The following is a 23,907-nucleotide window of genomic DNA, read 5'->3' on the forward strand; positions in this document are numbered from 1 at the left end:
GATGTTGTTTGAATTTTGATAGATTTCTCTACTAAGTTATTATTCAATAATAAAAATTAGAAAAGGATGTAGATTAGTGATTAGTCAGAAAACGAAGAAAAGATTTAATAAAGTTATTATAATGACCGCAGCATGTAGCATGTTTTCTATGTTTGGAACGTCTATTTCGCACACTAAAGCTTCAACACATTCAGCTGCTCCAGCAGTTTATGTGAGTCCCCAAAATATACCTGCCTCAGATATTATTAGTATAGACTGGTCACCAGTTCAGACTCCACCTTATACGTACTGGGCTGTACACAACTGGAATGCAGGTGGTGAAGCTGGAGGATATGCTGGTTTTCAACAACAAAGTGGGTTTGATGAAAATGGAAAACGCACTTTACATTTTGCCTTATGGGATCCAATTTCCTCTAAAGAAGCAATAAAGGCCGAATACTTATCTCCGAATTCGCAAGCTGGACCCTTTGGAGGAGAAGGAACAGGAATGAAGGTTCAAACAACTTATGGTTGGAAAGACTACAATTGGTACACAATGACAATGCGTTCATGGCAAGAAAATGGTCATACTAAATTTGGACAATGGATGAAAGATGTAACAAAGAATAAATGGCATCAAATTGCAATTATGGACTTTCCGGTTGCTAATGTTGCATTTAATCATGGATTAGGAATGTTTCAAGAAGACTGGGCTGATAGTGGACAGAATGTTCGAGAAGCGCGCCTAAAAAATGGTTATAGCCGAAAATTAGTTGATAAACAATGGAGTTCTTGGAATAATCAAAGTATTTCTGGAACGCATGATAATACTTATCAATATGATGGAGGATCTACTTCAGAATATGTATGGGTCAAAGCAGGAGGTAATACGCAGTCTACTATTGGGTCAGGAAAAATATTCAAGCTAAATCAACCTACTCAACCTGAAATAGGAAAATTAGATTTTGATATCCAATCTATATATTATGAAAATGAAAAATTAAATGTATCTTGGAAACTAAAAGAAAATAGTACACCGCAATTTAAGGGGAAAATTGAAATTTATAACAATGAAAATATGACGGGCCAACCTATTAACGTAATTAATGATATTAAATCCTATCAAAATGTAATCAGTCAATCTATATCATTACCAACAAATGCTTATGCAAAAATTGTATTAACGGATATATTTGATCAAACTGTTGAGAAAAAGGTACAAATCAAAAATGAATCTCCAAACATTTTTGAAGGTAATGAATTTGCATGGTCGCTGAAAGGGATTGGAGATTTCGAATTTGCGAAAGTAAATTTAAATAAATCAACAGAAGAAATGCAAATTAATCTAAAAGCAGGTGTACCACATGACTACTTTGATAGTACATATGCAAGTATTAAAGTGCAAAACACATCAGGTAAAGTGGTCTATAACAAAGAGATTTATGGAAACAAACAGCAAAATGCTGAATCGCAAAAAGTTCCAGTCAAAGTAGGCGATTATATAGAGTTAACACATCTAGAAGGTGTACATAGAGCTACTCTTACAAATGTAGATAATAGTAAACAAGAGAGCTTTGGAAAAAAAGCCATATACGAAGTTACAAAGGAAGGTCTGAAGAAAGTAGAAAAAATGCCAGAAGCAACAATTTTAGAAGGAAACAAGTTTGCATGGTCATTAAAAGGATATAGTGATAGAGAAATTGCAAAAGTAGATTATGATAAAACGGTAGAAGAGATGAAGGTAAAACTAGAAGCAGGTGTACCACATTCCTATTTTGCTAGTACGTATGCGAGTATTAAGGTCCAGAATTCTTCTGGTAACGTTCTGTACAATAAGGAAATCGTGGGAAAAAAACAACAAAATGCTGAAAGCCAAACTGTGCCTGTCAAGGTAGGGGATTACATTGAATTTACCCATATAGAAGGAGAAGCAACAAAGGAAAAAACGCGAGCAACTTTAATTAACCTTGAAAATAACAAAAATGAAACCATTGGAAAAACAGCAAGATATCAAGTTACAAAAGAAGGCTTGAAGAAAGTAGAGAAAATGCCAGAAACAACGGTTTTAGATGGAAATCAATTTGCATGGTCATTAAAGGGATATAATGATCGAGAAATCGCGAAAATAGAATATAACAAAGCAACAGAAAAAATGCAGCTTAAATTAGAAGCGGGTATACCCCATTCTTATTTTACTAATACGTATGCAAGCATTAAAGTCCAGAATTTATCCGGTAATATTTTGTACAATAAAGAAATTATAGGAAATAGACAACAAGATGCTGAGAGCCAAACTGTTTCAGTCAAGGTAGGAGATTGTATTGAGTTTACTCATATAGAGGGAGAAGCACAAAAGGAAAAGACACGCGCCACACTTACTAATCTTGAGAATAATAAACAGGAGTATATGGGAAAGAAAAGAATATATCAGGTTACCTCTATGGGATTATTAATAAAGTCATAGATTTCACTACAAAAGTTAAATTATAGATTTATATATTATATAAAAATCTTAACCATTATACGCATTAAAAAATTCTCAAGAAAATATAGATCGGCGGGTATAGTATGAACATATTCAAAGGGTTTCTAATTTCATCAATTGCAATGACCACATTTGTAGGAACAGATCTAATCCTACAAAATGATAGTATTCATAATAAAGTTTACGCTGAATCTTATAATGTCACATACAAAGAAAGAGATTCACAGGAAGAAAGATTAATTGTAAAGTTTAAAAATCAAATTGATTTACCTTATGAAGATGGTATTGAAAAACGAATAAAAAATGGAGATTATGATAAAAATTTTAAAAAGTTATTTTCTGAAAATACAGAACTTACTTTGAATCGTCTGTTCTCATCTGTAAATCCGATAGAGATTGAAAAGTTATCAGTACAATCTAAATCAGTTGCTAATGAATCAGCTAATAATTTATTAAATTATTATATTGTACAAGCCCCTAATAACATAGAAATAGAATTATTACTGAAAAAATTTGAAACATCTCCTCTCGTAGAGGAGGCTTATATACAAGAAAAACAAATTTTGACACCCCCTGAAATACAGTTATCAGATTTATCTGTTAATCCGTACGATGATCCTAGATTTAAAAATCAAGGATATCTTGAAGCGGCACCAAAGGGAATTAATGCCTCGCATGCTTGGAGCATTAAAGGTGGTGATGGGAAGGATACAACTTTTGTGGATATGGAATATGGATGGTTATTGAACCATGAGGATTTAGTCAATAAAAATATTAAGCTTATGTCGGGACAAAATATAAGCCAGCATAGAGCTCATGGTACTTCTGTATTAGGAATTGTTTCATCTGAAGATAATCAAATTGGAAATATTGGAATTGCACCAAAAGCATATGTAAAAGTAATATCCCAGATTAGGGATAATGGAATTTATAATACAGCGGATGCTATTTTAAGTGCTGTACATAATTTACAAGCGGGAGATATTCTTTTATTAGAGGCACAAGCTTCGTATGATGGGTATGGGGATAAATATTTACCTGTAGAAGTACATCCAGATATTTTTGATGCAATTCGTGTTGGTGCAGATAAAGGGATTATTATTATAGAAGCTGGCGCAAATGGTTCAAACGACTTAGATAATTTTAAAGATCGTAATGGAAAAAAGATCTTAAATCGAAATAGTCCAGACTTCAAGGATTCAGGTGCTATTATGGTTGGGGCGGGATCATCAACTGTTCCACATAAACGTTTATGGTTTTCAAATTATGGAAGTCGATTAGATGTATATGGATGGGGAGAAAATGTTGATACAACATCAGCAAATTCAAGTCAAAATACTACAAATTTATATACATCAACATTTAGTGGAACATCAAGTGCTTCACCAATTATTGCTGGAGCAGCAACTTCGATTCAAGGTATTGCTAAAGAACATCGAGGTTCTCCTTATACACCAGCCGAATTAAGAAATATCTTAAGTAATCCGAATACAGGAACAAAATCTCAAGATCCGTGGAATGATAGAATAGGTGTTTTACCTGATCTAAAATCTATATTAGATAACTTAGGTTTTAATTCAGATATCCCGAACTCTTCTAGTATTTTAGAAGGAAACCAGTTTGCATGGTCACTAAAAGGAATTAGTGAATTTGAGTTTGCAAAAATTAATTTCAATAAGTCAACGGAAGAAATGCAAATCGACTTAAAATCAGGCGTACCGCATCATTATTTTAATGAAACGTATGCGAGTATTAAAGTACAAAGTGCAACAGGAAAAGTAGTATACAATAAAGACATTTATGGAAACAAACAACAAAATGCTGAATCACAAAGAGTTCCAGTCAAAGTAGGAGACTATATTGAATTAACACATCTAGAAGGTATTCATAGAGCTACTTTAACAAATGTAGGTAATAGTAAACAAGAAAGCTTTGGAAAAAAAGCAATATACCAAGTTACAAAGGAAGGTCTGAAGAAAGCAGAAAAAATGCCCGAAGCTACAATTTTAGATGGAAATCAATTTGCATGGTCACTAAAAGGAATTAGTGATTTCGAGTTTGCAAAAGTTAATTTTAATAAGTCGACAGAAGAAATGCAAATCGACTTAAAAGCAGGCGTACCGCATCATTATTTTAATGAAACGTATGCGAGTATTCAAGTACAAAATGCAACAGGGAAAGTAGTATACAATAAAGACATTTATGGAAACAAACAACAAAATGCTGAATCGCAAAAAGTTCCAGTTAAAGTAGGAGATTATATTGAGTTGACACACCTAGAAGGTGTGCATAGAGCTACTTTAATAAATGTAGACAGCAGTAAACAAGAAAGCTTTGGAAAAAAAGTCATGTACGAAGTTACAACAGAAGGCTTGAAGAAAGTAGAAGAAATGCCAGAAACAACGGTTTTAGATGGAAATCATTTTGGGTGGTCATTAAAAGGATATAGTGATAGAGAAATCGCAAAAGTTGATTATAATAGGACAACAGAGAAAATGCAGGTGAATTTAGAAGCAGGCGTACCACATTCTTACTTTAATAATACGTATGCAAGTATTACAGTAAAGAATTCGACCGGTAGTGTTGTGTATAATAAGGAAATAGTGGGAAATAGACAACCAACTGCTGAAATCCAAAAGGTGCCCGTAAAAGCGGGAGATTACATTGAGATTACCCATATAGAAGGGGAAGCAGTAAAGGAAAAGACACGCGCTACACTTATTAACCTTGAGAATAATAAACAAGAATATATAGGCAAAAAAAGAACCTATCAAGTTACTTCAACGGGATTAAACAAAATAGATTAACATGAAGAACCTTCTAATTATTAGTTAGATGCAAATAGTCGTTCATTATGAACGGCTATTTGGCTTTTATTTAAAGAAAAGTGAAATGAAAATACTCTCTCTTTTGTATATACTCTCCTTGCCATCAACTGGTACATTTGTTTATCAGGGGGAAAAAATTTTAAAAATGTGCTTGAGAATTGATACATGTTTAAGTGTTATAGATTTGAGAAAAAAGAAACAGAATAGTAAGGTATTTATTGATAAACCCTCTCTTTTATTACAATATTTTACAAAATTGATATGATGTATATGAGTTCTATGTATATTAAGGGAGGAATGGGAATGAAGAGGTTCATAACATGTGCAAGTGGTAATACAATCTCAAAAAAGTTAGTTTTAATGATGTTGCCGATGGTTTTAATGATATTGATGATTACACCATCGAATGATGTATCGGCAGCCAATCTATCAAAAGCAGGTTCACTAAAAGGCGTAAATTTATTTAATGGAAGTTGGACAGTTGCTATACAGGCAGCAAATTTACAATATGTTTCTGCTGAGCCTTTGGGAAATGTAATAGCAAATCGTAATGCAGTTAATGAATGGGAGAAATTTGAATTAATTCCGACGGGGGAATTATATACGTACGCTTTAAAAGCTAAAAGTAATGGGAAGTATGTTTCGTTTGAGCCAAATGGTAGAGTAGTAGCAGATCGTACATCAATTGGGGCATGGGAAAAATTTATCTTATATAATGGTGGGGATAATAGGATATATGTATTACAAGCACTAAGTAATGGTAGATATATATCAGCAAATGGTGGTAGAGAATTAACAGCTACTAGTTATGTAGCTGGAAGCTGGGAAAGATTTGTTATTGTATACTTCTAAACTTTGAAGTGTTATATATCTAAATGATAATGGCATGTTTAGTTGGTATAAATACCTAATACAATAAAGTTTTAAGCATGTAATACAAGTGTATATTAACGTGTAAAAGGGCTGCAAATAATTAGCAGTCCTTTTTGCATGTTAAATAAGGACTTACTGAGGTTATAATGAAAAGAAAAAGAACCCTATAGGGTTCTTTTCCAGGGCATATTAACAGTAAGGAGAATCATGAAATGCTACTTCAAACCTTTATTAGGGGAAAGATTTTGAATAAGATTAACATACGTCTATTTTTACATAAATGTAATATATAGTAAATTGATAATATTTATACTTACTATTACTAATATTCAATTAAGATAGTTAACACTATTTGTGTAGTGTTAATGAAGTGCATATTTAGAAAATTAATAATAGCCCCAAGTTGGTTAAATATGTCTAATATTATATTTTATTTGCTAAAAGAGCTTATAGTTATATCATTTCAAAAATTAATTAGCATTTAAACAATTTTAACTGAAATTGGATGTGTATTAAATAAAATAAACAAAGACCCTGTAATAAATACAGGGCCGGATACAGGGTTAAGGGAACGCATAGTTTCTTAAAATCATAATAGCATATATTCTTTGTATAGCTACATGAGGATTTTGACAGAATTAAGAACAAGACAGAAAATCTGTAGGAAAGCAAATATAGTGCTGGAAATGTGATTTTAAATTAAGCTATAGGTATATTGAAATGGATGAAAACTCTTGAGTACCATGATTAAATTGCCTTTAATTATGAGGTTTAGGTTAGAGGGATAATTGGATCTTACTGAAAAGGCAAAATGTTTTTTAGATTAAAAGAAGAAAAGACACCTTTTGGATGCCTTTTCTTTAGGTAAACAGTTCACATATTGCTGAATTAGATAGGAAACCATAATTCGACTATGAAGTAAATCTTAATATAATCCTAACTGAAAAAATATGTAATATTGCATTTGAGTTTTTAATTATTTTATCGAAGATAGAGTAGCAATTTAAATAAAAGGGCATGCAGTCGTATCTGCAGCCCTTTTTAGGAGGAATTCAAGACACCATTAGGACACGTATTGGTAACAGGTTCAAAAATAGTATATGTGAGAAGAAAAAGTCCTATACAAAAAGTAGACAGGACCTTGTCTTTTTTATATTTTCAAAAATGAAATTCCGTCCTTTTTGAAATTAGTACAACACACATTTGGTTTGTAATGAAATTAGAAAAAGTATACATGAAGATGGCAGACAACTATTTTGTTGCCTGCCGGTGCCAGTGGGTTGAATGAGTTAGTCAATTCAATAAATTGTGCTATCCCATTACCAGAAGAGTGAAGCCGCTAGTTCAAACGGCTTAGATATAGTTTGCCTAACAAAGAAAAAATTATGAGTAGAGATTTTGTTTACTCTATATGAAAAGATAAATAGATATTCATCAGACAAGGATAATTTAGCATACCTTGAATATGGTGTAGGAACGAATTAAAGAAAAGGGTGAAATATTGGATAACTCGAAATGGATGCCTTTAAGTAATGATGATGAGGAAATTTGGGCAGGAGCAAGAGTTAGGTTGTACAATGTTGATATGAATAGAGAAGACAAAGAAAATAATTTCTATGAATATATTATTTCTTATATCTACGACAACAATAACTACTTACAATTAACTAATTTAACAACAGGAAAAGCAGGTTATATTATTTGTGTCATTGAAAAAGAATTACCAAATAATTATGCTTTGGGCAGAACATTAAAGCAAAGAATAGGTTTAGAAAATACCTATTTTAGATTTGAATAATCAACAAATAAGGGAAGCACCAACTCTAAGGTGTCTTCCCTTATTTAATACAATATTAACAGAGCCTAAATAAAAAAGTGAGAAAAATGATAAACATTCTTCTCACTTTCATCAATTAGGGTGGCATATACATAAATATGCGTTTGGGTGGATTTTTGGATGAAAAATCCACATGCATAGTATAACAAACTACATAAGGTAGATTATATGTAATATTGCATATAGGGAAAGATTCTTCTATAGAACTAAAATACAGTTTATACTGAATTATTTATTTATTATAAGGTAATAATATATTATCGGATTTTATATCTATTACTTATGTATACGTGTTACAATGAATTTCTCCAATTTATTTTATTCTTTTATATAGAATTTATGGTTTAGTTATCTCTTACAACAAAATCGGCCGTAGTAAATGATTCATGAATAGTGTGATGCATTTAGAATGGTTCAAAGGCTGTTAAACATAATCATACAAAGAATAAATTTATGTAGTTATTTTTTAGAGAATTTATTATGGTAAAGACTTCATCCGATTTGAATAGCGCTAAATTAAAATTTTTATCCAATCAAGGTCAAATAATATCTGTTAAATGAAGGTTATGTTTCATCCATTTTATTGGGAACAATTCGTAGTTTTAGAATTGCTGAATATGGAAAGATAACATATTCGAAAGGAGGATAGATAAAACGCTGCCTGTGAAATTTAAATCGTTAAATAAGGAAGTTGAGATGATAGGATTTAATAGGGGTTTCATTTCGAATGGTACTGTAAATATATGTAGAAAAAATAAAGGAGAAAAATTTAAATAAACTATATCAGTAGTAAAAGTGAAAGGGAGAAGTATCTAGTGTTTAATATAAAAGAAAGATTGGGACAAATAAAGCTTAAAACGAAGTTGTCTATGGCATTTATAGCAATATTAATTATACCAAGTCTAATCGTAGGAATATCATCTTATAATAAAGCAAAAACAGATCTTAATGAAACAATTTTACAATCAGCACAAGATAATATAAGTATTTTAGATAAGATTGTTGATGATGAATTAGAAAATAAGCAAACAGATGTCTCTCATTTTGCAAAGGTACTCACACAAGGGGATTATAATCCTGAACAATCGCAAAATGTACAGAGTAAATTTGATCAATATATACAGTTACATCCAGAGATAGAAACGATTTATACGGCATCCAGTAACAATCAATTTATTCATGCACCTGTTGGAAAAATACCAGAAGGGTTTAATCCGTTAGAAAGCAGTTGGTATAAGGATGCAGTAAAAGCAAATGGAGAGATTATTGTTTCATCTCCATATAAATCAAAGTCTACAGGAAATATGGTAATAGCAATTGCAAAGCAAAATGCAGATAAAAGTGGTGTCATTGGCGTAGATTTGAATATTAAAGATATAGTAAAAACATCCAAAATGATTAAAATTGGAAAGCAAGGATTTGTATCTATAGTCAGTCAAGATAAAACAATAGTTGTTCATCCATCACTAAAGCCAGGAGAGAAATTAGAGAAAACTTTAGCGGATGAACTGTACAAAAAAGAAGATGACGTAATTACTTATAGCCTTAACGGGGAAGATCGAAACATAAGCTTTAAGACAAACAAAAAAACAGGTTGGAAAATAGCTGGCGTAATGCCTACGAAAGAAATTGAAGAAGCTACCAATCCTATTTTTTATAAAACGCTCACTATAATAGGGGCTTCATTATTGTTAGGTGGAATTGTAATTTTATTCATACTTAGATCTATTATTAATCCACTAAGACAATTAGTTATTTCGGCCCAAAGAATTAGTCAGGGAGATTTAACCGAGAAAATAGATATTCGTTCAAAGGATGAACTTGGTCAATTAGGCGGTAGTTTCAATACAATGGCAGAGTCGTTACGTAATATTATTTCTCAAATTAACACATCTGCAGGACATGTAGCTGCGTCTTCTGAGGAACTAACTGCTAGTGTAGAACAAGCAAGCGTTGCGACGGAACAAATTACAAAAGAGATGGAAGAGATCTCGAATAGTGCAGAGGTTCAAAATAATGAAGTTGAGTCTGGAGCTGAATTAATTGGTGAGGTAACACGAAATATTCAATATGTAGCTGAGAATGCATCTGAAGTATCGGCTTCATCCATATACACAAAACAAAAAGCCAATGAAGGTGAACAATTAGTAGAACAAACTGTAACACAAATGCAGTCTATCCATCACTCTGTTTCTCAATCCGATAATGTAATAAAATTATTAGATAAGAAATCGCAACAAATTGGAAGTATATTAGAAGCGATTCAAAATATTGCGGAACAAACAAATTTATTAGCATTGAATGCAGCAATTGAAGCAGCTAGAGCAGGAGAACAGGGGCGAGGGTTTGCAATTGTTGCAGATGAAGTTAGGAAGCTAGCAGAGCAATCATCCGAATCTTCGATGGAAATTGGAAGCTTAATTAAGGAAATACAAGCAGACGTACATGAGACTGTAAAAGCTATGAATGAAGTGGGAGTAGAGGTACAGTCGGGAATTAAAGTTGCGAACGATACAAAACAAAGTTTTTATGAGATTTCAAAATCTGCAAATGATATAGTGTCAAAAGTGCATGGTATGGTGGAGCTATCTAATACAATGACTACTGATGCAATGAAAGTCGATACATCGATTGATCAAATAGCTATGGCTGTAAAAGAGAACTCTTCAAGTATGCAAACGATAGCTGGTTCATCTGAGGAACAACATGCTTCTATGGAAGAGATAAATTCTTCAGCAATACAATTAGCACAGATGGCAGAAGAACTTCAAGAGTTAATTGGTGGATTTAAGATTTAAGTTGAGATTCTAGGAGAGAATGCTAGAATCTTGTTACAGAGTGGAAATGCATAGTAAATAAGTATAATATGTACTCGCTATGCGTATTGAACAGGCAGAAAAGCCATTTAAAAACCCTCCATTTGGAGGGTTTTTAAATACAGTTACATTAAATTTGTGGTGGTGCACCACCATAATCGCCAACACTATATGAAGGAGTAGGATAATGACCATGAGTAGCAAGCTGATCTGTTTTAGAAAACTGAAAAATTCCCACCGTTAATACCCCAATAAAAGCAATGCCTGATAATAATAAGCTAATTTTTTTCATTATTTTAACACTCCTTTTGCGATTGATTTTTGTCTTGCCTGATAACAAATATGGAAATAGTCACTTACCTTTTGGTAGTTCTCTAATTGTCTACATTTTGTGGCAAATAATTCAGCGTATTCGACAACATATTCCCATAATTCTTCTTCCTCAAAGTATAAGATTCCTTCTTGAATGATTTTTTCTAATTCTTCCAATGGAATATTTTCGTTTAATCTTTTTAAAATAGAGAAGTGGTGTGTGTATTCTTCGTTATGAATTTCTCTGCAAATTTGTAGTCCCTTATCAATGAGTTGACTGGCCGTTGATTGTTCTCCTAACTTATAATGTTCCTTAGCTTGTAGGAAGATGGCCTTGAAGTGTGTAGGGATTTTCTCTGTTACTTCTGAAAGGTGACGAATAGCTAAAGTAGACATACTTTGATCAGAATACAGCCACCCCATAGTATTTTTTACGTATAACAAGGAATCTTCTTCCCTATTTTTTTGTAGTAAATCAATTGCACAATGTAGATATTCTTCTGCTTGTTCGTACTGTTTTAAATAGATGCAGCAGCCACCTAGCAAACTATTACAAAAGGCTGTTTTTACTTCATAACCTTCATACTTTGAAAAGATTGCTCTCGATTTATTTGCGTATTCGATAGAAGCAAGCATGTTATAGGTATGGTGATAAAAAGTAGCAATTCTATAGTAGAATTCAGCGTGTTCAATTTCATCTGGTATGTCTACTAATATCTTTTCTGCCAGTTTATAATGTTCCTCTGCCTCAGTATAATTTGATATAAAAGTGGAATGAATGGATTTAAAAAAGTGATAATAGAAGCGTAGAAAATGGTCTGTAGGCATATCATAGTCACTAATAGCATCAAAGCTATTTTGTTGAATACCAAGGCTATCTGTTAAGACATTGTAACGGAATTCAAGTAGTGAGTAATATAGTAACAAATTTTGATCTTGATGTTCTTGATTTGGCTCAGTACTTAATTTGCTGATTTTTTCATCAATTTTCTTTTTTAGATTAGTAGCTTTTATAACTTGTTGAGATAGCATAGATCGATACCAGTCGTTCAATAGAGAGGTTAACTGCTCATTTCCTTTTACTGAGACACTCATAATATACGCCCCCATCTTATAGAAATATCCTAATCCAATTTAATTGTAACTATCATAGCAAAATAGAAGAAAAAATAGTATGATTTTACAACTTTTTCAAGAAAATTCAGAAAATAATCAATTATTGTCGAATGTACTTAGAATAAAACATCCAAAAATTATCAAAAGATGATATGAGTCTTTATACGTTCTATCAGGTGAACTAAGAAACTGTGATTGAAGATTTATGAAATTTCCTTTTCTTAAAACGGATCCATTACATATTACTTTTTAAATTGTTTATCAGATACTATAGTATGTATTACAAACAAATATATAAATCTTGCGTGTGTAAATAAGAAGAGAATAAAGAAAACAAAAAAAGAACTTGTAAGAATTCCTACAAGTCCTTATTTAGATAATGTAAAAAGGTGAAACAGAATACCTCATTATATTTAATAGGGAAATTATCTTACTTATGGCTTGGTTTTATAGAAGATGTACTATATTGAAGATTTGTTCTTATTGTTGATTAAAGGGAAATTTAAGACTGGTAAGGGGAAAGTGCATAAAAGAGAAAGTCTCCTTTACTTATTCTAAAAAGATAATTCAAAAAGCTATTTGTGTATAGAATAAGCTATGCATAAATTCATCAACATTGGTGATGATAAATAAGAGAATCAATATATAAGCATAAACTTGTTAAAGCTCAGTGTAATTCTATAAATAGTAGATATAATTATCTAAAAAAAACATTATTTACTTTTTGAGTAGGATAAGTAGAAGAAAATAGGAAGTTTTTCTTTGAAGAAAGCTCTTTTGATAGGGATAGATTTTTTATAACTAGAACAAATAAATTAATAATTGCATATACTGTATTGTCGTTAAAGAAAGACATTATTTTCTCAGAACAGGGGAATCACTAGAAAAATATGTGATTCCTTTATTCTTCAGTATAATGTCAATAGTTGATTTGAAGTAACCGAAGAAATAAAATCTTTATTAATGAACAATCACATAATTCTAGGTATAGTAGGTTTATAATTTAGACTATAAAAATTAATGTGTCTTTTATTATTTAACCAAGAAGACTCACTCCATAAGGAACTCACAGCAAGTATGAGCATGTGGGAGTATTTCAAAGCATGCAATATTGTTTGATTTGGCTAATACATAGATTTATCATCTCAGAACTGGTGTAAGAATTATAACGTTTATACCACTCTATTGTATTTTCTATAGTTTGTTGTAGGGACCATTTTGGCTGCCAATCAAGATTGAATTTTGCTTTGCTAATGTCAAGGTTTAGTAAATTTGCTTCATGAAAATTTATTGGACCTATATTTTCTGCTGTCCAATCCCCGCAGCCCCAAATATCTAGTAAACGGGTCACTAATTTTTCTACGGAAACAATATTGCTTAGGGGTGGCCCGAAGTTCCATGCCCCTGAATAAAGGATACCATTATTTATAATTTTTTCTGTAAGGAGTAAATACCCGCTTAAGGGTTCTAGTACATGTTGCCAGGGTCTAATAGCAGTAGGGTTTCTAATAATAATCTTTTTGTTTGATTCTAATGCTCGTATACAATCAGGAATAATTCTATCTATTGACCAATCACCACCACCAATTACATTACCAGCTCGAACGCTTGCAATTATTTTCTTGTGGTGAGAAAATTTTTCTTCTGAAAAGTAAGAATTACGATAGGAAGAAATTAAAAGTTCGCAGCATCCTTTACTTGAGCTATATATGTCATGGCCGCCCATAGGGTCAATTTCACGATAACCCCAAGGCCATTCTTTATTTTCATAGCACTTGTCACTTGTCACCATAATTCCTATTTTAGCTGATTCATGTAATCGAATTGCCTCTAGTACATTCATAGTTCCTACAACGTTTACCTCGTATGTTTCTCTAGGATATTCATATGAATACTTAACTAGAGGTTGGGCAGCTAAATGGAATACAATTTCAGGTTTATAATCTGTAAAAACCTTATTTAATTTATTAAAATCTCTAATGTCTCCACGAATATCAATTATATTATTTTGAAGGTTAGTAATGTTAAAGTTATCATTTTTATTTTTAGGATCTAATGAATATCCGATTACAGTAGCACCTAATTCATTCAACCATAGGGATAACCAAGAACCTTTAAAACCAGTATGTCCAGTAATTAAAATTGTTTTTCCGTAAAAAGCATTATTAAAGTTTTGGTTTAACAATTAGTCCACCTCCTTTAGTACCCTATTTTTAGGGAGTTAGGTATAAATGTTTATTATTTTTATACCAATTAACAGTTTTTATAATTCCTTCTTCAATATTAATTCTAGGTTCCCAGGAAAGAGAGTTTTTTATTTTTTGCACATCTGCTTCAGGAACCCATCTTTCATTTGTTCTAGAGGAAATTGCACCGTAATTTGGTCTGGAATTGGTTTTCAAATGTTTGAATAATAATTCTACATAATGTTTCAAGGGGTGAATAGTGCCACTCCCAATATTAAAGATTTCATTTTGTACAGTAGTATTTTCTACTGCTAGGATACAGGCATCTATTACATTTTCTATATAACAATAATCTCTTAATTGATTACATAAAGTTAAATTTACATCTTTGTTTTGTAATACTCGCAAGATTATATAGCTAAAAATTTTATGCGGCTCTTCGCCTTCTCCGAATATGCCAAAAGGTCTTAATGTTATAAGATTAATATTGTTTTCGCTAGCAATTTGATGGGCGAGTATAGTAGCAGCAGCTTTGGTACTTCCATAGATATCCACAGGAGTTAGTAACATATTTTCATGAATAGGTTCCATCTTGTTACCGTATTCAGAACTACTCCCAAAATTGATGATTTTTTTACAATTCACCAATTTTGCTGCTTGAATAATGTTACAAGTCCCTATAACATTTGTTTCTATAGCATGGATGTAATCTGTATGGGCAGAATTTACACCATAGGCTGCCAGGTGAAAGATATAATCGGGATTAATTTTCTTTATTGCATCTTGTACTTGTTTTTTATCTCGTATATCTATTTCATAGGTTTCAATATATTTTAGAATATCCTTTAGTCTCCAAGAGTTTGATGGTGTTCTTATGAAAAGAACAATTTTTGCTTGTAAATTTAAAAGTCTTCGTACCAAGTGAGAACCAATAAAACCGTATCCACCAGTAATAAGGAAAGTTTTATTTTTAAATGAAGCAATCATAATGATAATCTATCCTTTATTAAGATGTATTTTTAGTTGCTGAAATAAATAGATTTATTTTTAAATAAGGAAAGTATCAGTCTTAATTGTGATGAGGGGAGGGGTATTTAAAATAATTTTTTATTGTTGTTGTATCAATTTGGTCAGCAAATAAAGAGGAGGGAGATTTTTGAAAAGTATTATGAAGGGTATGACATGTCTTGTTCAATTGTTCAATATAAGGAATGTATATATAATCTAAAACTGCTGGAGGTAATTCTAAAGTTTCTTGTTTCCATAAATCGAACTCGTTTGGATTAATAATTTGCATACTTCCAAAATGAAAAGCTATTAATTCATCTTGATCAATAAAAACTTTATTATCTGTTTTAGATATAGAACTGCTATTTAAAATGACATTCCAAGGTGCTGCATCAATACCTTTATGAGTCATGATTTTTATATTAGAAAAGATGTTAGGAATGTGATTTAAATATTTTTGGTCACCCCATCTATTCATTTCAACATCATAATGATTATTACAATATTCTAGGCATTTATCTTTCCACCATGTTAAAATTTCTTTACTATTTTGATCGTTTTTGAAGCCTACTAAACCAGCTTGGTATATACCGTGTATGCTTTCAATTGCAGTAGAGCTTCTTTGAGGGCAAAGGAATACAGAGTATTTCCACCACTCATCAAGAATGATATTAGGTGCTGTAAAGAAATACATATCAGCATCACAATATATAATGTGATCAACTTCCGGATAAAGACTAAGGACATGTAGACATAGGGGCGCTTTTAATGTCCAACAATATTCTTGTAAACTTCTATCATTTTTTATACTGAGGAGTTCATGATTTTCAATTTCTTTTACTGGAATTAGTATGGCGTGCTTTAATTTTAATTTCTCTAATATTTGATAAGTTAAATCATCCATACAACAGATCCATACAGTAAATTTAGCGTTGAAATTTTCTAAGGAATAATAAGAGGTCAATCCTTGAATTAATCGTTCTTTACTTATAATCATGGAAAAGTTCATAAAATGATTGGATTGATTCATTTTTCTTCTTAATTGTGAATCTTTATATAAAGTTTGAGCTTTATTTATATCTTTTTTACTTAAAAATTGTTTAGTATCTTTATTGAATTTATCCTTTAATTGCTTTAAAACAAATTGAATTCTCTCTAAATACGGAGTGTAAATATGGTTTAATATATTATTGGGTATTGAAATTTCTCCCAAAGACCAAAGATCAAAATCATTTTCAGTAAAGATAGTAATACATGCAAAATGGTAAACAACTAGTTTGTCGTTTTCAATAAATACATCGTTTTTAGTCTTGTCAATTTTATAATCGTTATTATATATACAGTTCCAAGGCGCAGCATTTATACCTAAGTTATTTGAAATTTTTACTTTTGGAAAATATATAGGGATATAATCTAAATACTTTTGGTCTCCAAATTTCCCCTCCTCAGCCTCGGCACTGCACCAATCTATACATTTATTTTTCCACCATCTTACACTTTTTAGTCCATAGAGATCATTCTTAAATCCAATTAGACCGGCCTGATATTTTCCATACATTTTTTCTACCCAATCACGATCTCTTTGGGGGGTTAGGAAAATAGAATGGTCACCCCATTCCTCAAAAATAATATTAGGGTCAGAGAAAAAGCATAAATCACCATCACAATATAGAATAGATGGTAAATCATAATTGACCAATAAATATTCTATCAAGACAGATTTTAAAGTCCAACAATATTCATTTACTTTTCTTTTTCTCTTAATTGCTTTTAGTTCACGATCTTCTAATTCTTCAACTTGTAAAAGGTTTACATTAATTAAACTCATTTCTTTTAATAGTGAATATGCAAAAGGATCTATACAACAAATCCACAATGTGAATTTTTCTGAGTACTGCATTAGTGATTGCTGTAAAGCAATAATTTTCAAGACATACTCACTACCTACAATGACGCAGAAATGATTATTTAGATCATGTTGTTGATTATAGAATTGGGGATGTCTTTTTTGAGTATTTTTTTTGGAGAGATTTGAAGCTTTAATTCCTGTTGAAAGTGGGTTAACTATTTTCTCATTAGAGGGGATATACAATCGAGGTAAACTTATTTTTTTATCATTAGAGTTCAATGCTTATTCAGTCCTCTCCACTAAAATTTATTTGGATTCCAACTTTCATTTACAGTTTTTAAATCTTTAGGTGTATCGACACTAGCCCAAAAGTCATTGTGTTCATAGACTGCGAGCTCATTGTCTTTTATTAAATTTCGAAGAGGATCTTCTTCTAGAACACAATCATCATTATTACTTAAATAATCGAATATTTCTTTGTTAAATACAAAAAACCCGCCATTAATTACTTCATCGAGTAATGGTTTTTCTTTAAAATCAATAGCAATTCCATCTTCGACCGCCAATAGGCCGTATTGACTATTTTTTTTAATTCCAGTTAATGTAGCAATTTTTCCTTTTTCTTTATGGAATGCTACTAGTTGATCAATATCTATATTGGCTAATCCGTCACCATAAGTTAATAAAAAGGTTTCACCCTGTACAAAGGATTCAAGTTTTTTTAGTCTTGCCCCGGTCATTGTATCAATTCCTGTATCTATAAAGTGTATATTCCAATTTTCTAATTCCTGAAGTAGCGTATATTGACTGGTTTTAAAATTCAAACTAAAGTCATTCTCTTTCCAGCTAAAGTCCATAAAATATTCTTTAATTTTCTCACCTTTATATCCTAAGGGCAAAATGAAATCAGAATGTCCATATTTTCTATACCAATTCATTATATGCAAGAGGAGAGGCTTTCCTTGAACTCGAACTAATGGTTTGGGAATGTCCTCTAAAATTCCTTGCATCCGAAGCCCTTTTCCGCCACACAAAATTATGACTTTCATAGATTTATTTCCTTCCTCTCTATATATTTTACTAATTTAAACTATGTAGTTTGTTTGATAAATGTATACACGGTTGTACCATAATGACAATCAACTAAAAAATATATGTTAGATTTATAATTCAAATGCTGATTAAACGTGAAGAATACGCACTGTAGTTTATTCTCAATCTTATGTAAATTAGGTTATTTTAAAATCAATGCTTTCTTTTATTTAATACTAATGAAAGAAATTGCTTGTTTATAAGATAAAAGAAGGGGAGGGGAATCAAGGGAATTGAAGAAGCTTATAATGAAAAATCTAAGAAGGAAATTAACTATTTAAAGGAAAAGTGAACAAATATTGAATGGTAGATTTTACAAATTTAAAAAAGAGCACCGTATAAAGGTGCTCTAGTGATGGAATCAATTTTGTAAAGAACCATTTATTCAATAAAGAAGGACTTATGAATTATTATATGAACGGTTTATTAATTAAGTGTGTATCAATTAGTTGGCAATTTTATTTCTCTACACCTATTTTAATTTAATAGAAAAATTATGTTAAAAGTAAGAAGAAAAGTATTAAGTTAATGTTATTTTATTTAAAATATAATCCCAATCGGAATCATCACCTTCCCATCTATCCTGATAACGTGGGAGTTCAATTGAACAAACCCTTGATATTCTCCAATTTTGCTCAACGATATTAGATATATCCTCCTTAAAATTGACAATAAGAATATTAAAATCTTTATTTGTAATTTTGGATAATACGTTTTTTAATTCAATCGCTTCATCTCGATTTCCCCAAATCCTAATGAATAAAATCGATTCACTACTATTTATTTTTTCAAGGAATCGATTAATTCTAGTGTCTAATTTAGCTTTAAAAGAAGGATAAGTTGATTTCCAATCCTTTTCTGAGTCAATAGGAAAGTCATGCATTGAAAAACAATTATAATAAGTGTCCTTTATACAATAGGTAATTCGTTCTGCCCATTTAGTTTGATTATCAAATTCTGATTCAATAAGACCGTAACTTTCTGAACCTTCTATGACCATATTTTCCAACTTCATAAATTTTTCAAACCGACTTTGAAGTAATCTGTTTACATCTGAAAGTGATGGATAATAAAACCAATCTAAAGGTCCAGAAAATGTTCTTAAATGGTGCCTTTTGATTTGGTTAGTGACTTGACACAATCCTCCTAAACTTACAATTACGCCATAGGATTTTTGTATATCATCTAGGTTCATCCTCATCATCCTTTTTAAAAGTAATTTAAATTATCTATTCAGTATATGATGCAATAACATATTGATGTGGACATATATATCAAAGTACATAGAACTAAGACATTGGTATAAATTTGAAAAGTCAAAATCCCTAAGTTAAGGGATTATATCTTTAATGTTATATCATTGAGTTGCTATTGGGATGAAAGCTGGTAGGGATTATACTCTCCAGTAACTAAAATTAGAAACCAGTCCTTGATTACTACAGTAAAATTGTTGTACCTTTAAAAGAATCCTTAGATAAAAAAATCTATTGGTTAGCATTTAACCAGTAGATTTTTCTTTGAGTTATTATCTTTTACATCATAATTATAGAAGATGAAAAATTCCACTTAGAAATAATTTTAAGCAGAAGAATAGACTAGTCTAATTTCTAATGGTCCCAGTATCTTTTATTTTGACGTGTGTCTTTACATTTATTTTAGCCTCTGCTAACGCTTGCAACCAATCTCCCTTTACTTTTTTCCACTCTTTATATTGAAATGCTCTAGCATATAGGGATAATCCGATTGGATCAATTTTATTCTGCTGTATTTCATACAACATATTTTGTAAATTATTATTAATTTCTTTTTGAATAGCACTTTTTAAATTATTTATATTTTTTTTATTATCATAGTGTCCCTTAATTGAATTCGCATTGGTTTTTTCTATTAAAGCTACATTAGCATATATATCGAGATTAAATACAAACTTTCCGTTTTGAAAATTAACAACTACCTTCCTTGTCGCGTTCTGTACGAAGATAGAAGTATTTGTTTTTTTGTTGGAATTTTTAGGAGGAAGTGCAAGGTGTAATATCATTCGCCCGTTACTTTTTGGCTTATTTATAAGATTGAAAAATTTAACATTTTTTTTAGGGATATACGCTAAATATTTCCCTTTTCGATCTAAAAATGCAATTCCTACTGTGTCGATTTCATTCTTTGTTTTTTTGATAGTTGGAACAGTTTGCGTCATTCCATCTTCATTTTGTTCTCTCATTAATTGCTGAATTGTAGAAGAGACGGATTGGTTATTTTGAATTGAGGATTCGATTACACCATTTATATAAGATGATAGTGATGGTTTACTAGGCTTATAAATTTTAAAAATTTCTTCTGCAGGCCCATCTACAAGTACTACTTTAGCATTAATGGTAGCGTAAGGATCACGGTAAGAAGAATCAAGCTCCTGCAACCAGTTTGCTTCTTGCGCTAATTTTTTCCCAATTAAAATGATTTGAGCTTTGGAAGCTGTCAGATATCCCGTTAACTTCGTATCTATCTTACTGAATCCATTATATACAGTTGATGCTTGTGTCCAATGCTCTATAGTACTTTTTTGCTGCTTATGATGAAAGAGTGGTATGCTTGTTCCAACTTTTATGTCTCCATTAGAGGTTCTATCCAAGCCAATTAAAAGGATTAATGAAACCTTCTCAAGAGGAACTCTCTGACTACAACCAATTATATACACACAACAAATTACAATCCATATCCATTTTCGAATCAAAGTTGTTTCCTCCTAGTAACCCAAGTAAAAAGAATACTGTAAGCGAAAAATAAGATTGGTAAAAGAATAAAGAAAATGACATTTAAGATATCCATAAGAGAATATATAAACAAATATTGATCTACATCGGGATTTAGGAAAATAAATAGCCCAACTATAAATAACATAAAAGCAAGCAGCGCCCAATTTCGGGCGTTTTTTTGAAGTGATATGGTCATAGATTCAAAACTGAAAAATAAATACGGATATAAAGTAGTGGAGAATACAATTAAATAGTAAGCGATATAAATAATTTCTAATCGTTCCATGAAAGAAAAACGAACCCCTTGTAACAAATGAAATACGGGCCAAATCAGGTCTTTTATCCCCTCGGGGCTAAAGTATATATAAGAAAGAATAGTCACATATAGATAGAAAATCATGGTTCCAGTATTTGCTATTAGTAGTCCTTTTATGGCCTTTTGTTTTTTTTGTAAGAAAGGATATATATAATATGCAATTTCTAAGCCAGCATAAGGAGTAATAGTTTCTTTTGTTGCCTTTAAAATAGGGTATAATCCCTCTTTAAAAATAGGTAGTAGGTGTAAAGGGTTGTAGTTACTCTTTAATGAAAAAAGAAGAAATAGCGGCATCCAAGTAGTGAAGAAGAAAACAAGCATAGAATAACTAGTAAGAGCCCTTAACCCACTCAGGGCTAAAATAATAAAAGGTAATAGTAATAATATGGTGATTTGATAAGCAGGAGTGGAAGGGAATATCCACACTTTTACAATATCAGTTGCCTTTAATAAAGTATTAAATCCAGCAAAAAATAGATAAAAGGCATATGCAAGAAAAAGAATTGTCCCTATCCATTTACCAAAGTATGTTTTTAAGATTTGTGAGAAATTTTTGTTAGGATTTTTTTGTAACATTAATATAATAAATACACCGATTATAGAAGTAACTATCCATCCGAGAATGATCGAAATCCAGCCATCTGTACCAGCAGTAGTAGCAAGTGGGCTTGGCATAATTAACATACCAGATGCGAGTTGCAGCGAATGAATGAAAATAATAAATTCGAATAAAGTTACTTTTTGGAACTTAAGATTCCCCATGTTAACCACCTTCTTTTTTCTTTCTTTGTTTCGGCTGTCCTGTACTCGAGCGGGTGGTAATCATCGAAATAGGAAATCTTACAAAAGAATCTTTTAACTCTTGGAGACGAAATGGTGCGATTGGCATTCCGTATGGTGAACCATAGGAAGTTAGTGAAACAAAATGAGCAAATAAGAGCATTAATCCACTAACAATACCTACAATCCCATAAAAGTAAGCCAATAACATCATTGGAAAACGGATAAGGCGTATAGAACTTGATAAATCATAATTAGAAACAATAAATGAAGCAATGGCTGTAATAGATACAATAATAACCATAACGTTACTAACAAGACCAGCTTGAACAGCCGCCTGTCCAATTACAATCCCTCCAACGATTCCAATAGTTTGTCCAATTGGTTGTGGTAAGCGAATGCCAGCTTCACGTAGCATTTCTAGTGTAATTTCCATTATAAAAGCTTCCAATAAGGGGGAGAAAGGGACTTTGACTCTTGATGTTGCAATAGAAGTGTATAAGTCTATAGGAATAATTTCAAAGTGAAAAGAGACTATAGCAATATAAAATGCGGGTAAAAAAATAGCTATAATAAATCCTGCAAATCGTAATAAGCGAAAAAATGATGCGATGAGCCAATGAATATTATAGTCATCTGGGGTTTGAAAAAATCCAATCAAATTCATAGGAACAACCATTGCACCAGGGGATCTATCCATTAATACTGCTACTTTCCCATCAAGTATATGATTTGAAATGGCGTCTGGGCGCTCGCTTAAATACGCCTGTGGAAAAGGAGTCCAATTTTGATCTTTTGTATAATTAGATAGCTCTCCAATACTTAATACCGCATCTGTTTTGATTTTACAGATTCTAGTTTCAATTTCTTGGACTACATCTGCGTTTGCTACATCACCTAAGTAAATTAAATAGACTAAAGAAGTGGCTCTTTCTCCAATCGTCAGCTTTTTGATTTTTAACTCTGTAGAAGGAATATATCGACGGATAAGACCTATATTTTTTGTGGCATTTTCAATAAATCCATCATGGGATCCTTTTATAGTAACTTCTGAAATTGGCTCTTGAATTGCTCTCTCTGCCCAGCCTTTTGTATTTATTAGAAGTGAACGCTTTTCTCCCTCCATAAACAGTACACATTGCCCCTCAAGTAATCCTTCTTTAATTTCATTCCATGTATATACTATTTTGGTATGAGTAGCAATAATATTAGAATTAAATATTTGACTGTCTTCATTTACTTCTTGTAATAATGGTGTAACAACATTGGTTTTTAATGCAACACCATCTGTAAGGCCTTCGAAATAATATAGTAAAATATTCGTGTTTGTTTTTAATTGCAAAGGATGTTCAATTAAATCTGCACTAATATCAAAGATGTTATCTAATGTATTTTTAAGTTCTTTTAAGTTACTTGTTTGGATCTTTTCAATGGTTTTATCTGTCTTAGTTTCTAAGGTCTCTTCATTTAAGGACAAAATTGACACCTCTTTAATATATAACGATTAGTTGTATTTATTATTTTTATATGATTGAATTTTATTCACTAATTTAAACTAATTGGAGATAAGAATTAATAAATTTGATGTGCTATATTATTAATTCAGAGGGTGTTGCAAAACTAAAATAAATATGCAATGTTATGAATCAGAAAAACTAGCTGAACATGCAATAGATAGCG

General features: G+C 31.3%; 15 protein-coding genes. 5 read left to right on the forward strand and 10 right to left on the reverse strand.

Translation table 11 applies throughout. The features are described from left to right. Nucleotides 1–76 precede the first annotated feature (76 nt). From ACQRBL_RS16155 to ACQRBL_RS16175, 5 genes are all read left to right on the forward strand, one after another. A complete protein-coding gene (locus ACQRBL_RS16155; RefSeq protein WP_411996481.1) occupies nt 77–2,443 on the forward strand; it encodes a putative mucin/carbohydrate-binding domain-containing protein in 2,367 nt (788 codons plus the stop codon). 104 nt (nt 2,444–2,547) lie between these two features. Then, nucleotides 2,548–5,271 carry a putative mucin/carbohydrate-binding domain-containing protein gene (locus tag ACQRBL_RS16160; RefSeq protein WP_411996480.1) on the forward strand — a complete coding sequence of 908 codons (2,724 nt, stop codon included), beginning with the start codon at nt 2,548–2,550 and terminating at the stop codon, nt 5,269–5,271. A 324-nt stretch (nt 5,272–5,595) separates the two neighbouring features. Further along, nucleotides 5,596–6,144 carry a fascin domain-containing protein gene (locus ACQRBL_RS16165; RefSeq protein ID WP_000819406.1) on the forward strand — a complete coding sequence of 183 codons (549 nt, stop codon included), beginning with the start codon at nt 5,596–5,598 and terminating at the stop codon, nt 6,142–6,144. Nucleotides 6,145–7,684: 1,540 nt separating this feature from the next. Beyond that, the gene (locus tag ACQRBL_RS16170; protein ID WP_411996486.1) at nt 7,685–7,963 is read left to right on the forward strand and encodes a hypothetical protein; all 279 of its coding nucleotides are present in this window, start codon (nt 7,685–7,687) and stop codon (nt 7,961–7,963) included. A gap of 854 nt (nt 7,964–8,817) precedes the next feature. Further along, on the forward strand, nt 8,818–10,800 hold the full coding sequence (locus tag ACQRBL_RS16175; protein WP_023522668.1) for a methyl-accepting chemotaxis protein: 1,983 nt from the start codon (nt 8,818–8,820) through the stop codon (nt 10,798–10,800). 148 nt (nt 10,801–10,948) lie between these two features. On the opposite strand, the gene ACQRBL_RS16180 is transcribed toward ACQRBL_RS16175, so the two are convergent. The 10 genes from ACQRBL_RS16180 to ACQRBL_RS16225 form a co-directional block, all read right to left on the reverse strand. After that, nucleotides 10,949–11,110: a transcriptional regulator gene (locus ACQRBL_RS16180; RefSeq protein ID WP_023522667.1), complete on the reverse strand. Its 162-nt coding sequence runs from the start codon at nt 11,108–11,110 to the stop codon at nt 10,949–10,951. Beyond that, nucleotides 11,110–12,225: a tetratricopeptide repeat protein gene (locus ACQRBL_RS16185; protein ID WP_161520206.1), complete on the reverse strand. Its 1,116-nt coding sequence runs from the start codon at nt 12,223–12,225 to the stop codon at nt 11,110–11,112. The genes ACQRBL_RS16180 and ACQRBL_RS16185 overlap by 1 nt, the downstream gene beginning before the upstream one ends. Nucleotides 12,226–13,342: 1,117 nt before the next feature. Then, a complete protein-coding gene (gene rfbG, locus ACQRBL_RS16190; RefSeq protein ID WP_411996479.1) occupies nt 13,343–14,431 on the reverse strand; it encodes a CDP-glucose 4,6-dehydratase in 1,089 nt (362 codons plus the stop codon). Between the two features lie 28 nt (nt 14,432–14,459). Then, nucleotides 14,460–15,419 (reverse strand): NAD-dependent epimerase/dehydratase family protein, encoded by a 960-nt coding sequence (locus tag ACQRBL_RS16195; RefSeq protein WP_411996478.1) that lies wholly within the window; start codon nt 15,417–15,419, stop codon nt 14,460–14,462. A gap of 82 nt (nt 15,420–15,501) precedes the next feature. Then, on the reverse strand, nt 15,502–17,568 hold the full coding sequence (locus ACQRBL_RS16200) for a hypothetical protein (RefSeq protein ID WP_016512476.1): 2,067 nt from the start codon (nt 17,566–17,568) through the stop codon (nt 15,502–15,504). 20 nt (nt 17,569–17,588) lie between these two features. Continuing rightward, nucleotides 17,589–18,338: a sugar phosphate nucleotidyltransferase gene (locus ACQRBL_RS16205; RefSeq protein WP_023522663.1), complete on the reverse strand. Its 750-nt coding sequence runs from the start codon at nt 18,336–18,338 to the stop codon at nt 17,589–17,591. Between the two features lie 563 nt (nt 18,339–18,901). Then, nucleotides 18,902–19,576, reverse strand: a complete 675-nt coding sequence (locus ACQRBL_RS16210) for a papain-like cysteine peptidase (RefSeq protein WP_411996477.1) — start codon at nt 19,574–19,576, stop codon at nt 18,902–18,904. A 405-nt stretch (nt 19,577–19,981) separates the two neighbouring features. Next, complete coding sequence (locus ACQRBL_RS16215) at nt 19,982–21,109, reverse strand: Ger(x)C family spore germination protein (protein ID WP_411996476.1); 1,128 nt, start codon at nt 21,107–21,109, stop codon at nt 19,982–19,984. Then, the gene (locus ACQRBL_RS16220) at nt 21,106–22,209 is read right to left on the reverse strand and encodes a GerAB/ArcD/ProY family transporter (RefSeq protein ID WP_411996475.1); all 1,104 of its coding nucleotides are present in this window, start codon (nt 22,207–22,209) and stop codon (nt 21,106–21,108) included. The genes ACQRBL_RS16215 and ACQRBL_RS16220 overlap by 4 nt, the downstream gene beginning before the upstream one ends. Before the next feature lies 1 nt (nt 22,210). After that, nucleotides 22,211–23,704, reverse strand: coding sequence for a spore germination protein (locus tag ACQRBL_RS16225; protein ID WP_000055701.1), 1,494 nt, complete (start codon nt 23,702–23,704; stop codon nt 22,211–22,213). Nucleotides 23,705–23,907 lie beyond the last annotated feature (203 nt).

The sequence above is a fragment of the Bacillus sp. AF62 genome (genome assembly GCF_050312695.1).
Taxonomy (GTDB): domain Bacteria; phylum Bacillota; class Bacilli; order Bacillales; family Bacillaceae_G; genus Bacillus_A; species Bacillus_A cereus.

Excerpts from the sequence above, each read along its gene's own strand:
- ACQRBL_RS16160 (WP_411996480.1), top strand. The coding sequence starts at position 2,548 with ATGAACATATTCAAAGGGTTTCTAATTTCATCAATTGCAATGACCACA.
- ACQRBL_RS16165 (WP_000819406.1), top strand. The coding sequence starts at position 5,596 with ATGAAGAGGTTCATAACATGTGCAAGTGGTAATACAATCTCAAAAAAG.
- ACQRBL_RS16170 (WP_411996486.1), top strand. The coding sequence starts at position 7,685 with ATGCCTTTAAGTAATGATGATGAGGAAATTTGGGCAGGAGCAAGAGTT.
- ACQRBL_RS16180 (WP_023522667.1), bottom strand. The coding sequence starts at position 11,110 with ATGAAAAAAATTAGCTTATTATTATCAGGCATTGCTTTTATTGGGGTA.
- ACQRBL_RS16185 (WP_161520206.1), bottom strand. The coding sequence starts at position 12,225 with ATGAGTGTCTCAGTAAAAGGAAATGAGCAGTTAACCTCTCTATTGAAC.
- ACQRBL_RS16195 (WP_411996478.1), bottom strand. The coding sequence starts at position 15,419 with ATGATTGCTTCATTTAAAAATAAAACTTTCCTTATTACTGGTGGATAC.
- ACQRBL_RS16205 (WP_023522663.1), bottom strand. The coding sequence starts at position 18,338 with ATGAAAGTCATAATTTTGTGTGGCGGAAAAGGGCTTCGGATGCAAGGA.
- ACQRBL_RS16210 (WP_411996477.1), bottom strand. The coding sequence starts at position 19,576 with ATGAACCTAGATGATATACAAAAATCCTATGGCGTAATTGTAAGTTTA.
- ACQRBL_RS16220 (WP_411996475.1), bottom strand. The coding sequence starts at position 22,209 with ATGGGGAATCTTAAGTTCCAAAAAGTAACTTTATTCGAATTTATTATT.